Origin of the sequence: Azospirillum agricola, assembly GCF_020005195.1 — a bacterium.
Classification (GTDB): Bacteria; Pseudomonadota; Alphaproteobacteria; order Azospirillales; family Azospirillaceae; genus Azospirillum; species Azospirillum agricola.
The window spans coordinates 110,420-128,825 of sequence record NZ_JAIFZR010000001.1; the positions used below are offsets into that span (position 1 = coordinate 110,420).

Sequence of the window (18,406 nt, forward strand, 5' to 3'; positions counted from 1 at the left end):
GGGCATGGACGCCGATCCGGACCGCTTCGCCGAGGAGGACGCGCTGCTGCTCGACCACAGGCGCGTCGTCGCGCGGGCGCGGCGGCTGCTGGCCGGACCGTCGACGCGGACGGAGCGGCTGGCGCTCGCCGACGACCTGCTGACGCTGATCGAGCGGTTGCAGGAGGCCAGGGCGGCGCTCGGCGTGACGATCCGGCGCGGCAGCGCGGCGCGGACGGCGGCGACGGCGTATGGCCGGGCCGGCGGGCTGCGGCGGTAGCGGACGCCGGACGCCGCGGCTCGCCGGCTCACAGCACGGCGAGTTCATGAAACCAGCGCTTGAACGCATCCGAGACGTTGGTGGGCGAGTTGCTCACCCGCTGCGAGTTGGCGCGGGCGTCGCGCGGCGCCATGCCGAACGCGGCGCGGAAGGCGCGGCTGAAGGCGGTTTCGGAGCTGAAGCCCCAACGCCGGGCGATATCGGCGATGCGCTGGGGCCGGTGCGCCATCAGGTCGGCCAGGCTGCGGGCGAGCCGGCGTTGCAGGATGTAGGCGGCGACCCCGCCCATCGGCTCGAACAGCCGGTACAGCGTCGGCCGCGACATGCGGAAAGCCTCGGCGATGCGCGCCGCGTCCAGCTGCGGATCGCCGAGATGGCTGTCGATGTGCCGCTTGATGGCCCTCACGCGCGACGCCTGCATTTCCGGCCGGACGAGATCGAGCGCGTCGACGGTCGGCCCCAGGCAGCCGGCGACGAAGGCGGCGGCGCCGCGCGCCACGCTCAGCGCCTCGCGCGCCGACAGGGTGGACGCGACGCGGTGCAGCGATCGGACATGGCCGGCCAGCATCGCGCCCAGCGGGCTGCGGCCGGGCAGCACCAGCCCGTGCAGCGCGTCGGGATCCACAACCAGCGGGGCCAGCATCTCGCGCGGCAGGCAGAGGGTCAGGGTGTCGATGTCATGGTCGACGGTGCTGACCGTCTGCGCCAGATCCAGGATGCAGACGTCGCCCGTGCGGACGTCGACCTCGCGCGCGCCCATCCGGCCGCGTGAATCGCCCCGGTGCTGGAACTGGACCAGATAATGATCGATGCCGCTGCGGGCGATGATCGGCCGGCTGCGTTCGAAGCTCTGGGTCACCGACGCGCAGCGGCCCAGCAGCACGCTGCCCATGTGGTAGGTCTCCAGCACGCCATGGAAGGCGCCGACGGCGTCCCGGTCGGGAACGCTGATCTCGAAGATCGGCGACATCTGATCGCGCCAGAGCCAGAATCCCTCCTCCGGCGCCATGCCGGCGCTGTCGAAGCGAAGAACGGGGGACGCTTCCCCTCCGGTGTCGGCCATCGAACGCGCTCACGCCAGTTCCCCGACATAGCACCATCATTGCACCCGGCTCCTGTCAAGCCGGCTTCCACCGCCGGCCCGTGACCATTTGAGACGGCCTGGCAAGTTTCTGGGACGCCTTGAAGGGTGGGCGCCCACCGTCCCCGCTAAGCTCCCGACGATCATCAACCGGGGGGGACGACGGCCATGAGCCAAGCGGAACTGGAGCGGTTCGCCACCGCGGCCCTGAACGAGCCGGCGCTGGCCGAGCGCCACGCGGCGGCGGCCAACCTCGCCGAGCTGGCGGCGCGGCTGCGCGCCGACGGCTACGACGTCACCGACGCCGAGGTCGCGGACGCCCACCGCCGCAGCGTCGAGCTGCCCGACGAGATGCTCGATCAGGTCAGCGGGGGCGCCGGGGTGCTGCTCGGCCTCGGCGGGCTGGCGCTGGTCGGCGGGCTGGTGTTCGGCGCCGTGGTCGCCGCCGACGGGATCAACAACCTCGTCACCGGCAGGCCGGCGGTGATCAACGACGCCCTGCGCAACTTCGCCTCCAAGCTCTATCCCCATTGAACCGGGGCCTGCGGAATCGCGCCCCGATGAGACGCCGCGGCAAGTTTCTGGGACGCGGCGGCGGGCGGCGCCCCGGCCCGGCCTCTAGCATTCCCGGCAGCACGCAGGCGAGACAGGAGTCCCGAACATGAGTCAGGCCGAGATCGAGCGGTTCGCCGCCGCGATCCGGGAAACCCCGGAATTGGCCGAGTCCTACGGCGCGGCGGCCGATCTGCCGGAGCTGGCGGCGCGGCTGCGCGCCGACGGCTACGACGTCGGCGACGACGAGATCGCCGAAACCGCGTCCCGCCTCGCCGAAGGGCCGGACATTGGGCGCCTCCATGAGGAGCGGCCGGATGGGGAGCTGTCGGACGGGGAGCTGGACAGGGTGTCCGGCGGCCTCAAGCAGCGTCCGACGCCGGCCCTGCTTCTCAACATGATCCGGTTCTGACCACCCCGTTTCCCGAGCATCGGAGTCCCCGGGATGAGCCAAGTCGACATCCAACGCTTTGCCGCCGCCGTCCAGGCCGACCCGTCGCTTCTCGACGCCTACCGCGACATCGCCGACCCGGCCGCGCTGGTGGCGCGGCTGCGCGCCGATGGCTACGACGTCAGCGACGACGAGATCGCGGCGGCGATCCGGCGCGGTCGGGAACTTTCGGACGAGCAGCTCGACCAGGTGTCGGGAGGCGGCGTCCTCGTCGCCGTCGGCGTGGCCGCCACGGCCCTGGCCGTCGTCGCCATCACCGGGCTGATCGGCGTGGGGGGCTGGGCCGCCTTCGAGATGGCCAGGGCGGGCCGGCCGCTCGGCGGGCGCTGACACTTTCGACACCAAGGGGGAACCGGACATGAGCCAGACCGATCTTCAGCGTTTCGCCGACGCGATCCGCACCACGCCCGACCTGCTCGAACGCTACGCCGGTCTTGCCGGCCCGGCGGAGGTGGCGGCCCAACTGCGCGCCGACGGCTACGACGTCAGCGGCGACGAGGTCGAGGCCGGGATGAGCCGTGGCCGGGAGCTCTCGGACGAGCAGCTCGACCAGGTGTCGGGCGGCAGCATCCTCGCGACCGCCGCGATCGGCGTGGCGGTCGGGGCCGGCGCCCTGTTCGCCGCCGGCGTCGCCGGCACCTGGATCTGGGCCGTGGCCACCATCGCCCAGGGCGCCGGGCAATCCGCCCCCGCCACCCCCGATCCCCGCAGCTACCGGATCGGCTGGCGGTCCTGAAGCACCCGACCGGAACCATCCGACAGGAAAGGACGACACCCCCATGAGCCAAGCGGAGCTACAGCGGTTCGCCGCCGCGGTGCAGGCCGATCCGGCGCTGGCCGAATCCTACGGGACGGCCGCCACCCCGGCGGAGCTGGCGGCCCGGCTGCGCGCCGACGGCTACGACATCGGCGACGGCGAGCTGGCGGCGGCGCACCGCGGCGGCAGCGAACTGTCCGACGAGCAGCTCGACGGGGTGTCCGGCGGCTTCGTCGTGGCGACGGTCATGGCGAACCTCTTCGCGCTCGGGTTGGGCGGCGCGCTCGTCGGGGCCGTCGCCGGGATCGTCGCCGACTCCGCCCGGAGGGGCACGCTGCCCAAGGCCTGACCCGCCGTCGGGCCGGACACCGGAAAGGAGGCACGCGCATGAGCCAGACGGAACTCCAGAGATTCGCGAACGCGGTGCTCGGCGTGGCCGGCACGGTCGTGGCGGCGATCCTGTCGACCGGCGTGCCGGCCCAGCGCAACGGCGGCGCCAACGGGGTGCGGCGCCTGGACAGCGGCGGCCTGTGAACGGCCGCCGGCCGCGCGGCCATCCGACAAGCCGGGACACCCGCCGGGCGCCCGCCGTCACGGCGCGGGACGATCCGGCGCCCGCGTCGCCCGTGGCGCCCAGCACGCTCGACCTCCTCTTCGTCCAATTGCAGCAACGCATCGGCACGGCGAACCGCGTCGCCGAACCGCCGGACCGCGACCCACCGGAGAAGCAACGATGAGCCAGACCGAATTGGACCGCTTCGCCGCGGCCGTCAGCAACAACCCCGCGCTGGCACAGGATTACAAGGATCTGGGCAGCGCCGCCGCGATGGCGGCCCGCCTGCGCGCCGACGGCTACGACGTCAGCGACGCCGAGCTCGAGGACGCCGCCCGCTCGGGCCGGACCCTGACGGACGAGCAGCTCGATCGGGTCACCGGCGGGTCGCTCGGCCTCATCTTCGGCGCGCTGACGGCGGTCGGCGCGGTCGCCACCTTCGGCACGGTGGCGATGCTCGCCATCGTCCATGGGGTGAAGCCGCCGCCAAAGGCCGGCTGAGCCGGCCACCACACCCACCAATTCCGCCTGGGAGCGCACGCCATGAGTCTCAAGGAGTTCGAGCGTTTCACCACCGCGCTGCGCGCCGATCCGGCGCTGGCCGACGGCTACCGCTCCCTGTCGACCACCGCCGAGGTGGCGGAGCGGATGCACCGGGACGGCTACGGCGTCACCGACGCCGAGGTCGCGGAGGTCGCCCGCATCGGCGCCGAGCGCGCCGGCAGGCCGGCGGCCGAACTGGAGGACGAGCAGCTCGACCAGGTCACGGGCGGCAGCCTCGCGCTGACCTTCGGCGCCCTCGCCGTCACGCTGGCCATCGTCGCCATCCCCGTCTTCGCCGGGGGAGCCATCGGAGTCGCCCAGAAGCTGGGCGCCCGGATTCCCTGAGCAGGCCCCCGAGCGAGCCCTCATGTCCCTGTTCCGCAAAAGCGCGCTCGACCGCCTGTCCAGCCCGGAGCGCCTCGACACCGTCTTCGTCGCGGCCTCGCCGGGCTACTGGATCGCCTTTCTCGCCCTGGCGCTGCTGGTGGCGTCCGCGGTGGCCTGGTCGCTGATCGGGCGGCTGCCGACCCGCGTCGCCGGGGACGGCATCCTGCTGAGCGCGCGCGGCGAGGTGTTCTCCGCCGCCGCCAAGGGGCCGGGCTCCCTGCGGGAGTTCCTGGTCCAGCCCGGCGAGCGGGTCTCGGCGGGCCAGACGCTGGCCGTCATCGACCAGACCCTCGCCGTGCGCCGTCGCGACGCCGAGGCCGCGACGCTGGCCCAGATGGAGGCGCGCCAGGCCGACCTCGTCGCCGAGGACCGCGCCCAGGGCAACCGCCGGGCCGAGATCATCGTCGCCCAGAAGATGGCGCTGGTCGGCCAGCTTCAGCGGGCGCGCGAACGGCTGGTGGCGGTGCGCGGCCAGGCGACCGACCAGCGCGCGCTGATGGAGCGTGGATTCACCACCCGCGCCCGCGTGCTCGACAGCGACCGCGAGCTGAACGACCTGACCGAGCGCATCGAGGGGCTGGAGCAGAAATCGCTGTCGCTGACCTCCGACGAGATGGCGCGGCAGGCCGAATGGCGGCTCAAGCTGCTCGACCACGAGAACGACGTCAAGCGCCAGCGCGACAAGCTGAAGACCGTGGAGCTTGAGCTGCGCGCCAACTCCGCCGTCGAGGCGCCGGTGGACGGCATCGTCACCGAGCTCGCCGCCTCGCTGGGCGACGTCGTCGCCGCCGGCGCCCCGGTGCTCCGCATCGTGCAGGAGGCGGCGGCGATGGACGCGCTGGTCTTCCTGCCGCCCCTGAAGGCCAAGCAGGTCCGCCCCGGCATGGCGGTCCAGGTCGAGCCCGGCGTGGCGAAGAAGGAGGAGTACGGCGCCGTGCTGGGCCGTGTCCGCACCGTGTCGGACCTGCCGGCCTCGCGCGAGGCCCTGGCGGCGATGCTGCACAACGAGGAGCTGGTCCGCCTCTTCATGAAGGAGGGGCCGCCGGTCATCGTCCGCGCCGATCTGGAGACGGACGGGGAGGGCGTCTCCGGGTTGCGCTGGGCGGGCGGGCGCGGTCCGGACTTCCGTATCGAGCCCGGCACGCTCGCCCGCCTCACCGTGTCGGTGCGCGAACAGGCGCCCGCCTCGCTGGTGCTGCCCTTCCTCCGTTCGCTGATCGGGGCCTGAGATGGCCAACTGGTTCGGGCGCCGCGTGCGGACGCCGACCCTGCTCCAGATGGAGGCGGTCGAGTGCGGCGCCGCGGCGCTCGGCATCGTCCTGCACCACCATGGCCGCCACCCGCCGCTGGAGGAGCTGCGCGTCGAATGCGGGGTGTCGCGCGACGGCAGCAAGGCGAGCGACATCCTGCGCGCCGCCCGCCGCTACGGCTGCGAGGCCAAGGGCATGCGGCTGGAGCCGGCCGCCGCCCTGGCGCTTCCCTTTCCCTTCATCGCCCACTGGAACTTCAACCACTTCCTGGTGGTGGAGGGGGTGCGGGGCGGCAAGGTCTTCCTCAACGACCCGGCCACCGGCCCGACCCGCGTGACGCTGGAGGCGTTCGACGCCGCCTTCACCGGCATCGCCCTCACCGTCGAGCCGGGCCCGGAGTTCCGCCGCGATGCCCGGCCGGCCGGCACGCTGCGCCAGTTCGTGCCGCTGCTGCGGCAGGCCGGGTCGGCGGTGCCGCTGTCGGTGCTGATCAGCCTGCTGCTGATCGTGCCCGGGCTGCTGATCCCGGCTTTCACCAAGATCTTCGTCGACGACGTCCTGATCCACGAGAAGACCGACTGGCTGCGCCCGCTGATCGCCATCATGATCGTCACCGCGCTGGTCTATGGCGCGCTCAGCTGGTTGCAGCAGCTCGTCCTGCTGCGGGCGCAGACGGCGCTCGCCGTCGGCGGCTCGGCGCGCTTCCTGTGGCATCTGCTGCGCCTGCCGGTCGAGTTCTTCACCCAGCGCCACACCGGCGACGTCGCCAACCGCGTCGCCGCCAACGACCGGCTGGCCGGGATCGCCGCCAACCAGCTGGGCGCCAGCGCGGTCAACGCCGTCACCGCGCTGTTCTATGCCCTGGTCATGCTGTCACTCGACGCGCCGCTGGCGCTGGCCTGCATCGCGCTCGGCACCACGAACCTCGCGGTGTGGAAACTGCTGGCCCGCCGGCGCGAGGATGCCGGCCGTCGCCTCGCCCAGGATCTCGGCCGGTTCGAGAGCGCCACCGTCACCGGCATCCTCGCCATCGAGACGCTGAAGGCCACCGCCACCGACGACGACTATTTCGCCCGCTGGTCGGGGTTGCAGGCCAACCACAACGCCAACCAGCGCCAGCTCGGCGGCTACGGCTTGGCCACCGGCGCGGTCGAGCCGTTGATCGGCGGCCTGACCACCGCCGCCATCCTGGGGCTGGGGGGCCTGCGCGTGGTCGAGGGCGACATGACCATCGGCACGCTGGTCGCCTTCCAGATGCTGGTGCAGAGCTTCATGGGGCCGCTCTCCGCCCTGGTCGCCGTGTTCGGCACGCTGGTGGAGGCCAAGGCCGACCTCGCCCGTGTCGGCGATGTGATGCGGCATCCGCAGGCGCGGCCTTTCGCCGAGCCGGTCAGCGAATCCGGGGCGGAGCCGCGCCGCCTGGAGGGCCGCGTGACGCTGGAGGGTGTCGGCTTCGGCTACCAGCGCCACGCGCCGCCCCTGATCAAGGATTTCAATCTGGAGGTCGCGCCCGGCGCCCGCGTCGCCCTGGTTGGCGGTTCGGGCAGCGGCAAGTCGACGGTGGCGAAGCTGATCGCCGGCCTGCACCGGCCGTGGAGCGGCGTCATCCGCTTCGACGGGGTGCCGATGGAGGAACTGCCGCGCTCCACCCTGATCGCCTCGGTCGGGGTGGTCGGCCAGGAGATCCATATCCTGTCAGGCAGCGTGCGCGAGAATTTGTCGATGTGGGATCCGACGCTGCCCGACCGCGCGCTGGCCGACGCGCTGGCCGACGCCGACGTGATGGAGGTGGTGACGGCCCGCCCGCGCGGCCTGTCGGGGCTGATCGACGAGGGGGGCGCCAATTTCAGCGGCGGGCAGGCCCAGCGCCTCGCCATCGCCCGCGCGCTGGCCCGCGACCCGTCGATCCTGATCCTCGACGAGGCGATGTCGGCGCTCGACCCGCTGACCGAGCAGCGCATCGACGAGGCGATCCGGCGGCGCGGCTGCACCTGCATCGTCGTCGCGCACCGTCTCAGCACGGTGCGCGACGCCGACGAGATCCTCGTGCTCGACCGTGGCCGGGTGGTCGAACGCGGCAACCACGACGCGCTGATCGCCCGCGACGGCGCCTACCGCTGCCTGATGGTGGCGGAGTGACGGCGATGCTCCGCGACGCGATCCGGATCGACGGCGAGCCCCTGACCCTGCTCGGCAACCGGCCATTGCGCCTCGATGGGGCGCGGCACCCGCTGCGGGTGGCGGAAGGGCGCATCTCCGTCTTCGCGATCCGCCTCGACGCGGACGGCAAGCCGACCGGCACCCGCCGGCATGTCGTCACCGTCGGCGCGGACGACGCCTTGCCCGGCTGGCCGCGGCGCGGCACCGGCATCGGGCTGTTCGCCGTCGCCATCGGCGCCGCCCGGGCGGTTCCCTGGCCACGCGAGAGTGCGGAGCCCGGCGAGGCCGGCCGGCTCGACGCGGTGCTGGCCGCCTTCGGCGACGCCCGCGCGGCGGCCGGAGTCCCGGCGGAGGCGTTGCGCGTCGAGCCCGGCGAGACCTGGCGGTTCGACCATGCCCGGACCCTGGTCGGCCACCACGTCCTGTGGGCGCAAGTGGAGGGCGATTCCACGCCCCATCTGCTGACGCAGCGCTCTTGGCACCGGGTGGAGGCCGGCCGCGCCGTGCAGGGTCTGACCACTGGGGCGATGGTGGCCCGCCACGGCTGGGCGCCGGTCGACGCGGTGTGCGAGGAGGCCATGCTCTGGTTCGCCGCCGAGATCGGCGTCGCCGGTCTGGAGGCCCGCGAGGGCATCGCCGCCCGCGGGGAACACGACCGCAAGGCGATCGACGGGGCGCTGCGCGCCGCCGCCGGCATCCTGGGCGGGGCGGCCGCCGTCGAGGCGAGCGCCATTCCCGGCGACCCCGCCGCCGCTGCGCTGCACCGGGTGGCGCACGACCTCGGCATCCCGCTGCGCGCCCCGCCGGAGAGCCAGGGACCGGCGGGCCATGCGTCGGAGGGCGGGGCCGGCGCCGACCTGATGGCCATGGTTCAGCGCCACGCCCGCAGCGGCGGCTTCCGCTGCCGTGCCATCACCCTGCCCACGGGCTGGTGGCGCCGCGACATGCCGTCCTTCGTCGGTTCCTGGGCCGGAAGCGAGGGGGCGGACGGCGACACGGGGAACGGGGCGCCCTGCGCCGTGCTGCGCCGGGGCGTCCGACGCTACGAGGTCGTCGACGCCGACGGCCGCCGCCACGCCGTGACCGCCGCCATCGCCCGCCGGCTGGCGCCGGACGGAATCGCCCTCTACCGCCCGCTGCCGGCCCGCGCGCTGACACCGCTCGACCTGCTCTCGGCGGCCTTCCGCGGCTCGGGCGGCGATGTCGGCGGTGCGGTGCTGCTCACCCTCGTCTCGGTGCTGCTCGGCCTGCTGACCCCGGTCGCCACCGGCGTGCTGGTCGACGAGGCGGTGCCCTTCGCCGAGACCGCCAGCATCCTCCACATGGCGCTCGGCCTCGCCGCCATCGCGGTGGGCAGCGCCATGTTCGCCCTGACCCGCGCCCTGCTGCTCCTTCGCTTCGAGGGCCGCGCCGACGCCCAGCTCCAGGCTGCGGTGTGGGACCGGCTGCTCCGTCTGCCGGCGGGGTTCTTCCGCCGCTTCCACACCGGCGACCTGCTGATGCGGGCGCTCGCCCCCACCCAGCTCCGCCGGGTGGTCGCCGACACGCTGCTGTCGACCGGGCTGTCGGGCGTCTTCTCCGTGGTCAATTTCGCGCTGATGCTGACCTACGATTCCCGCCTCGCCGTCGCGGCGCTGGGCGTCGCCGGAGTGGCGGCGCTGCTGCTGTCCCTCACCGGCCTGGTGCAGCTCCGCTTCGAGCGCCGCTCGGTCGAGCGCGCGGCCGAGACCTCATCGGCGCTGATCGACGTGCTGAACGCGCTGCCCACCGTCCGCGTCAACGGGGCGGAGGACCGGCTGTTCGCCCGCTGGCTGCGCCTGTTCGCCGCCCAGCGGCGGGAGGGCTTCCGCGTCGGGCTGGCCGGCGCCGTGTTCGCGGTGCTCAACGCGCTGGTGCCGCTGCTGTCCACCCTGGTGTTCTTCCTGGTCGTCGCGTCGGCCGCCAAACCCGTCCCGGTCGGCGATTTCGTCGCCTTCAACGCCGCCTTCGGGCAGTTCCTCGGCGCCGCGCTGGGCGTGGTGACCGCGCTCACCGCGTCGCTCGACGCGGTGCCGATCCTCAAGCGCATGCGGCCGATCCTCGACGCCGTGCCGGAAAGCACCGACGACAAGCCGGAGGTCGCGGCGCTGCGCGGCGCGGTGTCGGTCAGCGGCGTCACCTTCCGCTACGGCGACGGGCCGGCGGTGCTCGACGACCTCAGCCTCGACGCGCCGCCGGGGTCCTTCGTCGCCCTGGTCGGTGCGTCCGGCTCGGGCAAATCGACCCTGTTCCGCCTGCTGCTCGGCTTCGAGACGCCGGAGCGCGGGGCCGTGTCCTACGACGGGCGGTCGCTGGCCGACGTCGATCCCGCCTCGGTGCGCCGGCAGCTCGGCGTCGTGCTCCAGCGCGGCGCGCTGCTGCCCGGCAGCATCCTGGAGAACATCGTCGGCTCGGCCCCGCTCGGCATCGACGACGCCTGGGAGGCGGTGCGGCTCGCCGGGCTCGAGGAGGACGTCAAGGCGATGCCGATGGGTCTGCACACCCTGCTGTCGGACGGGGCGGCGACGCTGTCGGGCGGCCAGCGCCAGCGCCTGATGATCGCGCGGGCCATCGTGCGCCGCCCGCAAATCCTGCTGCTGGACGAGGCGACCAGCGCGCTCGACAACCGCACCCAGGCGATCGTCGCCGACAGTTTGGCGCGGCTGAACGCCACACGGATCGTCATCGCCCACCGTCTGAGCACGGTCGTCCACGCCGACCTGATCTGCGTGATGGAACGCGGCCGCATCGTGCAGCGCGGCACCCACCGCGAGCTGATGGAGCAGGACGGCCCCTTCCGCGCGCTGGCGCGCCGGCAACTCCTGGAAAGCGCCCCTTCCTGACCAGGGGCGGGGCGGTCAGGCCGGCCCGGCCGGCTCCACCGGGTTGAGCGAGCCCATCCAGTGCCGAAGAACGCGGTCGGCGGCGCCGGCGTCCTTGGGCGCCAGCAGGCGGCGCATGGCGTCGGCGGTGTCGCGCGCCTCGCTGGGCGACAGGCCGTAGGCGGCGCGGAACGCCCGGCTGAACGAGGCTTCCGACCCGAATCCCCAGTGCAGCGCGACGTCGATCACCCGCGTCCGCCCCGCCCGTGGCGCGACGAGGTCGGCGAGCGCCCGCGCCAGCCGGCGCCCGCGCACATGGGCCGCCACGCCGCCCAGCGGCTCGAACAGGCGGTAGAGGCTGGACCGCGACAGGCCGAAGTGGCGTCCGATGGCATCGCTGTCGAGGTCCGGCGTTTCCAGCCGCTCGTCAATGAAGCGCTTGATCCGCGCCAGCGTCGCCGCGTGCAGGTCGGCGACTGCGCGTTCTCGCGCGTCGAGCGCCGGCCCCAGGCAGGCGGCGACCAGACCGGCGGTGCCGCCCGCCACGGCCTGGGCCTCGCGGGCGGTCATGGCGGGAATCTGGTCGTGGAGCGTGCGCAGATGGTCGGCCAGCAGCGAGCCCATCGCCGATTCCCCCGGCAGGATCAGGCCGTGCAGCGCGTCCGGCGCCTTGACCAGGGGGGCGAGGCTCTCGCGCGGGACGACGATGGTGAGGTTGCGGAAGTCGCTGGCCCGCGTCGACAGCGGTTGTGTCATGTCGAGCACGCAGACGTCGCCCGTCCGCATCGTGACCTCCTGCCCCCCCACCGTGCCGGCGTAGCCGCCCTCCAGATAGACCTGGACCAGATAATGCTCGATGGCGCCGCGGGCGATGGTGGCGCCGCCGCGGTGGAAGCGCACCCCGGAACCGGCGGTGTCGGACAGCAGCAGCCCCCCCAGATGGTAGGTCCGCATCGATCCGGTGAAGCCGTTGGCATCGTCGCGATGGGCCAGCTCCACGTCGAAGACGATCGAGAGGATGTCCCGCCACCGCTCGAAGCACGCACCCCCCGAAAGATCGGCACGGTCGAACGCCAGCACGGGAAGCTGGGGAGTGATCGGCGCCATCACGTCATCCTGCATCGCCAGCGGCGTCTTCCGGGGTGGGGTCACTGACAGAGTGCATCACCGACCGCAATGATTCCATATGATGCGGCTCCGGTCCGATCCTTTCCCGCTGAAAGACGTCGGCGTCGGCGCCGCGCGGCGACGGTTCCGTTCAGTCCAGGGCGTTGCCGCGCAACCGCCGCAGCGCGTCCGTCCCGCGCAGGCCGGCCACCAGCCCCGCCCCGGCCGCCGCCATGGCGACCGGGGCGGCCAGGAAGGCGGCCAGGGCGACCGTCCCCCCGGCCGCCGAGCCGGCATCGGTGACGCCCGCGACGACGGCCGTCCCGCCAAGCCAACCCAGAGGTGCCGCCACCGCCGCCACCGCCGCGCCGAGAAGGGAAAACTCCAGCACCACGGCCAGGCCGATCGGACGCCGTCCGATCCCGAGGGCGTGCAGGATCGCCATCTCATGGAGCCGCCGTCTTGCGCTGTTGGCGATGGCGCCCAGCAGGACGAGGCCGCTCGCCCCGAGCGCGACGAGCGACAGGCCGTCCAGCAGCCGGCGGACCTGATCGACGGTCGAGCGGAGCGAGCGCAGCAGCCCGGCCGTGCGCAGCGCGGCGGCGTCCGGGGCGGCCGTCGCCATGGCCGCCTCCACCGCGGGCACGGCCGCCGCGCCGGACCAGACGGCGGCGACGAGGCTGTGGCGCGGCGGCTCGGCGAAGGGCGAGAGGATGACCGGAAAGTCCAGGTCGAGCCTTGTCCAGTCGACGCGCCGGAGATTGGCGACCGTCGCGGTCAGCGGGCCGTCCGCCAGGGCCAGGGTGACGGTGTCCCCCACCGCCAGACCCAGCCGGCCGGCCACCTGCGCGTCCAGCGAGGCGAGCGGCGGACCGTCGTAGGCCGGAGGCCACCATGCCCCCGCGACGACCCGGTCCGTCGCGGCGGGGCGGTCGCGCCAGGACAGGCCCCGGTCGCCACGCACAGCCCAGGCCACGGAGCGCGGGACATCCGCCTCGGTCACGGGGATCCCGTTGACGCGGCTGATCCGGGCGTGGAGGAAAGGTGCCGTCTCCACCCGCTCGACCCCGGACAGGGCGGAGAGGCGCTCCCGCACGTTGCGGTCGGCGTGCGGGGCGACGTTCAGGAAGATGAGGGACGGCGTTTCGGCCGGAAGCGTCGCCTCGACATGCTCGACCGCCGCCGTTCCGGTCACGCCGACCGCCACCAGCACGGTCAGCCCGACACCCAGGGCGACCGCGACCGGGACCGTCGGTGCTCCGGGCCGCCCGAGGTTGGCGACGGCCAGACGGACCAACGGCCCACGGTTGCGCGCCAGGCGGCGGGCGGCCAGGGCGAGGCCATGCCCGAGGAGCGCGAAGCCGGCCGCCACCGCCCCGGCGACCGACAGGAAGCCCGCGACCGCCAGCGGCATGCCCGTCCAGGCGGCGAGCAGGCCGGCGAGCGACAGCCCGAGAACGCCGACGGCCGTGCGGATCCGCCATCCATGCCGCCATCCATGCCGCCATCCGTGCCATTGCCGGGGAGGGCTCCCGGGGCTCCGCCAGATCGCGGCAGGGCTCGTTCCGACCGCGCGGCCCAGCGGCGGCAGGGCGCAGAGGAGCGCCGCAAGGAGGCTCACCGTCGCGGACAGCAGAAAGGCCGGCGGATGGAGGGCGCCCGCCGTTTCCGGAAGCCAATCGAGCGGCAGCGCGTGCGCCGCCGCGCCGGCCAAGCCGGCTCCGGCCGCCAGCCCGATCAGGAGCGCGACGGCGACCACGAACAGTGTCTGCAACAGGAAGGCTGTGAAGAGAAGGCGCGGTGAACCGCCCGACGCCTTCAGCGCGGCGATCACCGGCAACCGCCGGTCGAGATGCGCCGACAGCGCACGGCCGATCCCCACGCCACCGACCAGGGTGATCGACAGCGCCCCCAGCAGCAGCAGGGTGCGGGCGAGCTGGACCGTGCGGTCGACGCCGGGGATGCCGTGTGCGGCATCGACGATCCGCCAGCCGGCGTCGGGAAAGCGGCGCTCCAGGTCACGCAGGACGGCGCCGGACCGGCCTTTCTCCGGCAGGAGAAGGCGGTAGTACCAGTAGACCGGCGCTCCGGGGCCGGCGAGTCCGGTCGCCGCCAGGGCGGGGCGGGCGACGACGACCCGCGGGCCGAGGGAGAAGGCGCGGAACGCCCGGTCCGGCTCATGCCCCAGCACGGCGCGGATCACGACTTCCCCCACGCCGATCCGCAGCCGGTCCCCGATCCCCAGCCGCAGCGCGTCGAGAAGCTCGGCGGAGACCGCCGCGCCCCAGAACCCGTCCCGATGGGCCACGGCGGCGGCGAGGGAAGCCGCGCCGGAGACGGTCGCCGCGCCGACGAGCGGATAGGCCCCGTCGACCGCCTTCAGCTCGACCAGGATCCGCGCGCTGCCGCTCACCGTCCCGGCGGCCGGTCTCAGTTCCGCCGTTTCGCTGACCGTGCCCGCCGCCTCCAGGAAGGCCCGCTGCTCCGGCGTCGCCGGGGCGTGGAAGAGGCGCACGGACAGGTCGCCGCCGACGGCCTCGCGGGCGGACGCCTGCATCCCGTCGAGCACGGCGCCGCCGAGCGAACCCACGGCGGCCATCATGGCGGTGCCGAGCGCCACCCCGAGGACGACGATCCACAGGCCGGCGGTCCCGCCACGCAGGTCCCGCCACGCCAGCCTCAACGCGATGCGCAGGAAGGTCATGCCGGAACTATCGTGGAGGTCCGGCGGCGTGGCAACCACCGGCGTGGCGTTTCCCGCCCGCTTTCCGGCTTCCTGTCTCCGGCCTCACGCCTCCGGCTTCACCAGATCGCGGTAGGCGTGCCAGCTCGCGTGGCCGATCAGCGGCAGGGCGACGATCAGGCCCAGCATCGCGGTGGCCAGCCCGATGCCGGTGATCAGCACGATCAGCCCGGCCCACAGCATCATGGCGCGCGGATTCTTCAGAACCGCCATGATCGAGACCAGCGCCGCCGCGAAGATGTCCTCCTGGCGGTCGAGCATCATCGGCAGGGCCGTCACGTTGGTGACGAAGGCGATGGCTGCGAAGGCGAAGCCGAGCGCCGTGACGAACAGCGTGAAGGCGATGCCGTCCAGCGTGAGGGTCTGCGCCAGCAGGCTGGACAGGCTCATCGACACGTAGGGGAAGAACAGCGCGAAGGCGATGACGTTCAGCCGGATCCAGATCATCATGAACAGCATCAGCACCAGCCCGGCCGTCAGGATGTGATAGGGGTTGGCCCGCCACGCCATCAGCGCCCGCCCGAAGCGCGGCTTGCGGCCCTCCTCCACATCCTTCGACACCTGATAGAGGCCGAGCGTCAGCAGCGGCGCCACCAGCAGGAAGGCGCCGATCATCGGCGCGATCAGATAGGCCATCCCCGCCAGCGTCAGTCCGGCGGTCAGCGCGAAGCCGATGGCGACGAACAGGGCGCCGTAGGCCATGCTGACCCAGCCGGCCGCCCGCATGTCGGCCCAGCCCCTCCACAGCCAGCCGACGACCTGGGAGGGCGCGACCGCGCGCACGCGGTCCTCGTAGGGGAGGCCGGCGAGGGACGAAGGGGCGGTCGGTCGCGTGTCGGTCATGTCCTGTCTCCACCTGTCATCGGAACGGAATCTGGTGTGTCGGGAGGCTGTTGAAAGTTGGTATGACGAATTATTGAGTAACGAACCTTTTTGCGTATCCGGCAACCGGAAAAACTGCGGCCGCAAGGGACGGCAGCGCCGCCGTCACATCCGCCATTGTGCGCCCCTTGCGAATGGGGGCAGAAATCGCCTGTCCGCGATCTGGGAACACCGAAGGCATCCATGGAACCGACCATCACGCGGCCCGGAATCCGGCGGCACGGGCCCGCGTCGCGTCACGGCCGATCCGCCTTGCGGCTCGTCGCGCTGGCCGTCTGGCTCACCGCCGCCCAGACCGCCGCCCCCGCGCAGGCCGCCGGTCCGCCCATCCGTGTCGGCGTGCTGGCCTACCGGGGCGGCGACCATGCGAACGCCGCCTGGGAGCCGACCGTCCGCTATCTGGCCGAGCGCTTTCCCGAGCGCGGCGCCGAGATGGTTCCGCTGGACCTGCTCGGCATGGACGCCGCCGTTCAGGCGCGCGGCGTCGATTTCGTGCTGACCAACACCGGCAACTACGTGGAGCTGGAGGCGCGCCACGGCGTGACCCGCATCGCCACGCTGCACTCCGCGCGGGCCGGGGCGTCGGGGGCCGCGATCGGCTCCGCCGTGATCGTCCGGGCCGACCGCTCCGACATCCGCGAACTGGGCGACCTGAGGGGACGGACCGTGATGGCGATCGATCCGGACGCCTTCGGCGGTTTCCAGATCGCCTGGGGGGCGATGCTGGAGGCCGGGGTCGATCCCTACCGCGACCTGAGGGAGCTGCGCTTCTCCGGCTTTCCGGTGGACCGGGTCGCCTTCGCGGTCGGCGAGGGGGAGGTGGACGCCGGCATCCTGCGGGCCTGCGTGCTGGAGGAGCTGGTGGCGGAGGGCCGCGTCGACGCCGGCCGGTTCCGGGTCCTGGGGGCCGGGGCGTTGCCGGGCTTCGGCTGCGCGCTCTCCACCGGCCTCTATCCGGACTGGCCGCTGGCGCGGCTCGCCTCGACGCCGGAGGAGCTGGCGAAGGCGGTCGTCGTTGCCCTGTTCCAGATGCCCGGCGACCATCCGGCGGCCAGGGCCGGCGGCTACGACGGCTGGACGGTGCCGCTCGACTACCAGCCGGTCCACGCCCTGTTCCGCTCCCTGCGCATCGGGCCGTACCGCTCCCTGCGCGAGGTTTCGCTCGTCGAGCTGGCGCGCGAGCATTGGGAATGGCTCGCCGCCGGCGCGCTGGCGCTGCTGTGGTGGGCGGTGCATTCCCTGCGGGTGGAGCATCTGATCAAGGTGCGCACCGCCGAGTTGCGGGCGGCCAACCGCGACCTCCGGCACGAGATGGCCGAGCGGCGTCGCGCCGAGGAGACCGCGCGCGAGCGGCAGAAGGAGATGGATCATGTCGCCCGCCTCTCCATCCTCGGCGAGATGGCCAGCAACCTCGCCCACGAGCTGAACCAGCCGCTCGGCGCTATCGCCAACTACGCCCGCGGCTGCACCCGGCGCCTGGAGACGGGGACGGTGGAACCGGCCCAGCTGGCGGCGATCACCCGCGCCATCGCCGAGCAGGCGGAGCGCGCCGGCCACATCATCGCGCGAATCCGCGGCTTCGTGCGCAAGCGGGCCGCCCGGCCGGAGCCGATGGACCTCAACGAGGCCGTCCGCGCGGCGATCCTGCTGTGCGAGCCCCGCGCGCGGGGCGACGGCGTCGCCATCCGGCCGGACCTTGCCGACGGTCTGCCGCCGGTCCTGGCGGACGGCGTCCAGATCGAGCAGGTCGTCCTGAACCTGATCAAGAACGCCCTCGATGCCCTGGAGGGCGGGCCGTCCGGCGCGCCGCCGATCACGGTCCGCACCGGCCTCGACGGGGAAGGGCGGGTCGAGGTCGCCGTGACCGACCGTGGCCACGGGCTGACCGGCGAGGCGCGGTCCCGCCTGTTCGATCCCTTCTTCACCACCAAGCCGGACGGCATGGGGTTGGGGCTGTCGATCTGCCGCACCATCGTGGAGGCCCATGGCGGCCATCTATGGGCCACCGACAACCAGGGAGAGGGGACCGTGATGCGCTTCGTCCTGCCCGCCGCGACCGGCGGACAAAGGATTGCCGGCAAGGAGCAGCGCCATGCAGGCTGACACCAAACCCGCCGTCGCCAACCGCGTCGTCTACGTCGTCGACGACGACCCGGCCATGCGGCACTCGCTGGCCTGGCTGATCGGGTCGCTCGGGGTGCCGGTGGAGAGTTTCGGCTCGGGCGAGGAGTTCTTCCGCACCGTCCGCCCGGACCATCCGGGCTGCCTCGTGACCGACGTGCGGATGCCGGGGATGAGCGGGCTGGAGTTGCAGGACACGCTCGCCCGCGCCGGGTCGCTGCTGGCGGTGGTGGTCATCACCGGCCACGCCGACGTGCCGATGGCGGTGCGGGCGCTGCGGGCGGGGGCCGTCGATTTCATCGAGAAGCCGCTGAACGACCAGATGCTGCTGGACCGGGTCCACGAGGCGCTGGAATCCTCGCACCGGGCCTGGGCCGTGCAGGCGCGCAAGCGGGAGGTCCGTGCCCGGCTGGCGCGCCTGACCCCGCGCGAGCGGCAGGTCGCCGATCTGGTCGTCGCCGGCAAGCTGAACAAGGTGATCGCCGCCGAGATCAACCTCAGCCTGAAGACGGTCGAGGTCCACCGGCACAACGTGATGGACAAGCTGGAGGTCGCGTCGGTCGCCGACCTGACCCGGCTGCTGATCGAGGCCGAGTGAACGCGGAAGCTCCCCTATCCCTTCCCTTTCCCCCTGCGGCATGGCGTCACTGGGGAAAACCCCAGAAAGTCTGGCGATAGCCCCAATGGGAGGCGGCTGAGCGGTCCGCCTATCCTGGATGC

18 protein-coding genes are annotated in these 18,406 nt (G+C 73.2%); 14 read left to right on the forward strand and 4 right to left on the reverse strand.

Translation table 11 applies throughout. The annotated features are described in order from the left end of the window. Nucleotides 1-4: 4 nt before the first annotated feature. The gene (locus JN22_RS00310) at nt 5-259 is read left to right on the forward strand and encodes a hypothetical protein (protein WP_085552011.1); all 255 of its coding nucleotides are present in this window, start codon (nt 5-7) and stop codon (nt 257-259) included. Nucleotides 260-287: 28 nt separating this feature from the next. Here JN22_RS00310 and JN22_RS00315 read toward each other — a convergent pair whose 3' ends face one another. After that, nucleotides 288-1,322, reverse strand: coding sequence for a helix-turn-helix domain-containing protein (locus JN22_RS00315; RefSeq protein ID WP_085552012.1), 1,035 nt, complete (start codon nt 1,320-1,322; stop codon nt 288-290). Nucleotides 1,323-1,508: 186 nt separating this feature from the next. Between JN22_RS00315 and JN22_RS00320 the strand changes: the two genes are divergently transcribed. The 11 genes from JN22_RS00320 (at nt 1,509) to JN22_RS00370 (ending at nt 10,854) form a co-directional block, all read left to right on the forward strand. Next, nucleotides 1,509-1,874 (forward strand): Nif11-like leader peptide family RiPP precursor, encoded by a 366-nt coding sequence (locus JN22_RS00320; RefSeq protein WP_085552013.1) that lies wholly within the window; start codon nt 1,509-1,511, stop codon nt 1,872-1,874. A gap of 127 nt (nt 1,875-2,001) precedes the next feature. Then, entirely contained in the window at nt 2,002-2,304 is a 303-nt protein-coding gene (locus JN22_RS00325) for a Nif11-like leader peptide family natural product precursor (RefSeq protein WP_085552014.1), read from the forward strand. A 33-nt stretch (nt 2,305-2,337) separates the two neighbouring features. Next, the gene (locus JN22_RS00330; RefSeq protein ID WP_085552015.1) at nt 2,338-2,673 is read left to right on the forward strand and encodes a Nif11-like leader peptide family RiPP precursor; all 336 of its coding nucleotides are present in this window, start codon (nt 2,338-2,340) and stop codon (nt 2,671-2,673) included. Nucleotides 2,674-2,701: 28 nt separating this feature from the next. Continuing rightward, nucleotides 2,702-3,079, forward strand: coding sequence for a Nif11-like leader peptide family RiPP precursor (locus tag JN22_RS00335; RefSeq protein WP_085552016.1), 378 nt, complete (start codon nt 2,702-2,704; stop codon nt 3,077-3,079). A gap of 43 nt (nt 3,080-3,122) precedes the next feature. Then, nucleotides 3,123-3,449, forward strand: coding sequence for a Nif11-like leader peptide family RiPP precursor (locus JN22_RS00340; protein WP_085552017.1), 327 nt, complete (start codon nt 3,123-3,125; stop codon nt 3,447-3,449). Between the two features lie 38 nt (nt 3,450-3,487). Continuing rightward, the gene (locus JN22_RS00345) at nt 3,488-3,634 is read left to right on the forward strand and encodes a hypothetical protein (protein WP_179166002.1); all 147 of its coding nucleotides are present in this window, start codon (nt 3,488-3,490) and stop codon (nt 3,632-3,634) included. Between the two features lie 199 nt (nt 3,635-3,833). Next, nucleotides 3,834-4,154, forward strand: coding sequence for a Nif11-like leader peptide family natural product precursor (locus JN22_RS00350; protein ID WP_085552019.1), 321 nt, complete (start codon nt 3,834-3,836; stop codon nt 4,152-4,154). A 42-nt stretch (nt 4,155-4,196) separates the two neighbouring features. Then, nucleotides 4,197-4,541: a Nif11 family protein gene (locus JN22_RS00355; protein ID WP_085552020.1), complete on the forward strand. Its 345-nt coding sequence runs from the start codon at nt 4,197-4,199 to the stop codon at nt 4,539-4,541. Between the two features lie 22 nt (nt 4,542-4,563). Further along, the gene (locus JN22_RS00360; RefSeq protein WP_085552021.1) at nt 4,564-5,811 is read left to right on the forward strand and encodes an NHLP bacteriocin system secretion protein; all 1,248 of its coding nucleotides are present in this window, start codon (nt 4,564-4,566) and stop codon (nt 5,809-5,811) included. 1 nt (nt 5,812) lies between these two features. After that, on the forward strand, nt 5,813-7,972 hold the full coding sequence (locus tag JN22_RS00365; protein ID WP_085552022.1) for an NHLP family bacteriocin export ABC transporter peptidase/permease/ATPase subunit: 2,160 nt from the start codon (nt 5,813-5,815) through the stop codon (nt 7,970-7,972). 5 nt (nt 7,973-7,977) lie between these two features. After that, on the forward strand, nt 7,978-10,854 hold the full coding sequence (locus tag JN22_RS00370) for an NHLP bacteriocin export ABC transporter permease/ATPase subunit (RefSeq protein ID WP_143268072.1): 2,877 nt from the start codon (nt 7,978-7,980) through the stop codon (nt 10,852-10,854). 15 nt (nt 10,855-10,869) lie between these two features. Here JN22_RS00370 and JN22_RS00375 read toward each other — a convergent pair whose 3' ends face one another. The 3 genes from JN22_RS00375 to JN22_RS00385 all read right to left on the reverse strand — a co-directional run bounded on the left by JN22_RS00375 (nt 10,870) and on the right by JN22_RS00385 (nt 15,526). Beyond that, nucleotides 10,870-11,985, reverse strand: coding sequence for an AraC-like ligand-binding domain-containing protein (locus JN22_RS00375; RefSeq protein WP_143268073.1), 1,116 nt, complete (start codon nt 11,983-11,985; stop codon nt 10,870-10,872). A 106-nt stretch (nt 11,986-12,091) separates the two neighbouring features. After that, nucleotides 12,092-14,644, reverse strand: coding sequence for an ABC transporter permease (locus tag JN22_RS00380; RefSeq protein ID WP_085552025.1), 2,553 nt, complete (start codon nt 14,642-14,644; stop codon nt 12,092-12,094). Between the two features lie 84 nt (nt 14,645-14,728). After that, entirely contained in the window at nt 14,729-15,526 is a 798-nt protein-coding gene (locus JN22_RS00385; RefSeq protein ID WP_085552026.1) for a DUF2189 domain-containing protein, read from the reverse strand. Nucleotides 15,527-15,748: 222 nt separating this feature from the next. Between JN22_RS00385 and JN22_RS00390 the strand changes: the two genes are divergently transcribed. Together JN22_RS00390 and JN22_RS00395 are read left to right on the forward strand one after the other, a co-directional pair. Next, nucleotides 15,749-17,668, forward strand: a complete 1,920-nt coding sequence (locus JN22_RS00390; protein WP_085552027.1) for a sensor histidine kinase — start codon at nt 15,749-15,751, stop codon at nt 17,666-17,668. Then, nucleotides 17,658-18,284, forward strand: coding sequence for a response regulator transcription factor (locus JN22_RS00395; protein WP_085552028.1), 627 nt, complete (start codon nt 17,658-17,660; stop codon nt 18,282-18,284). Before JN22_RS00390 ends, JN22_RS00395 begins: the two co-directional genes overlap by 11 nt. Nucleotides 18,285-18,406 lie beyond the last annotated feature (122 nt).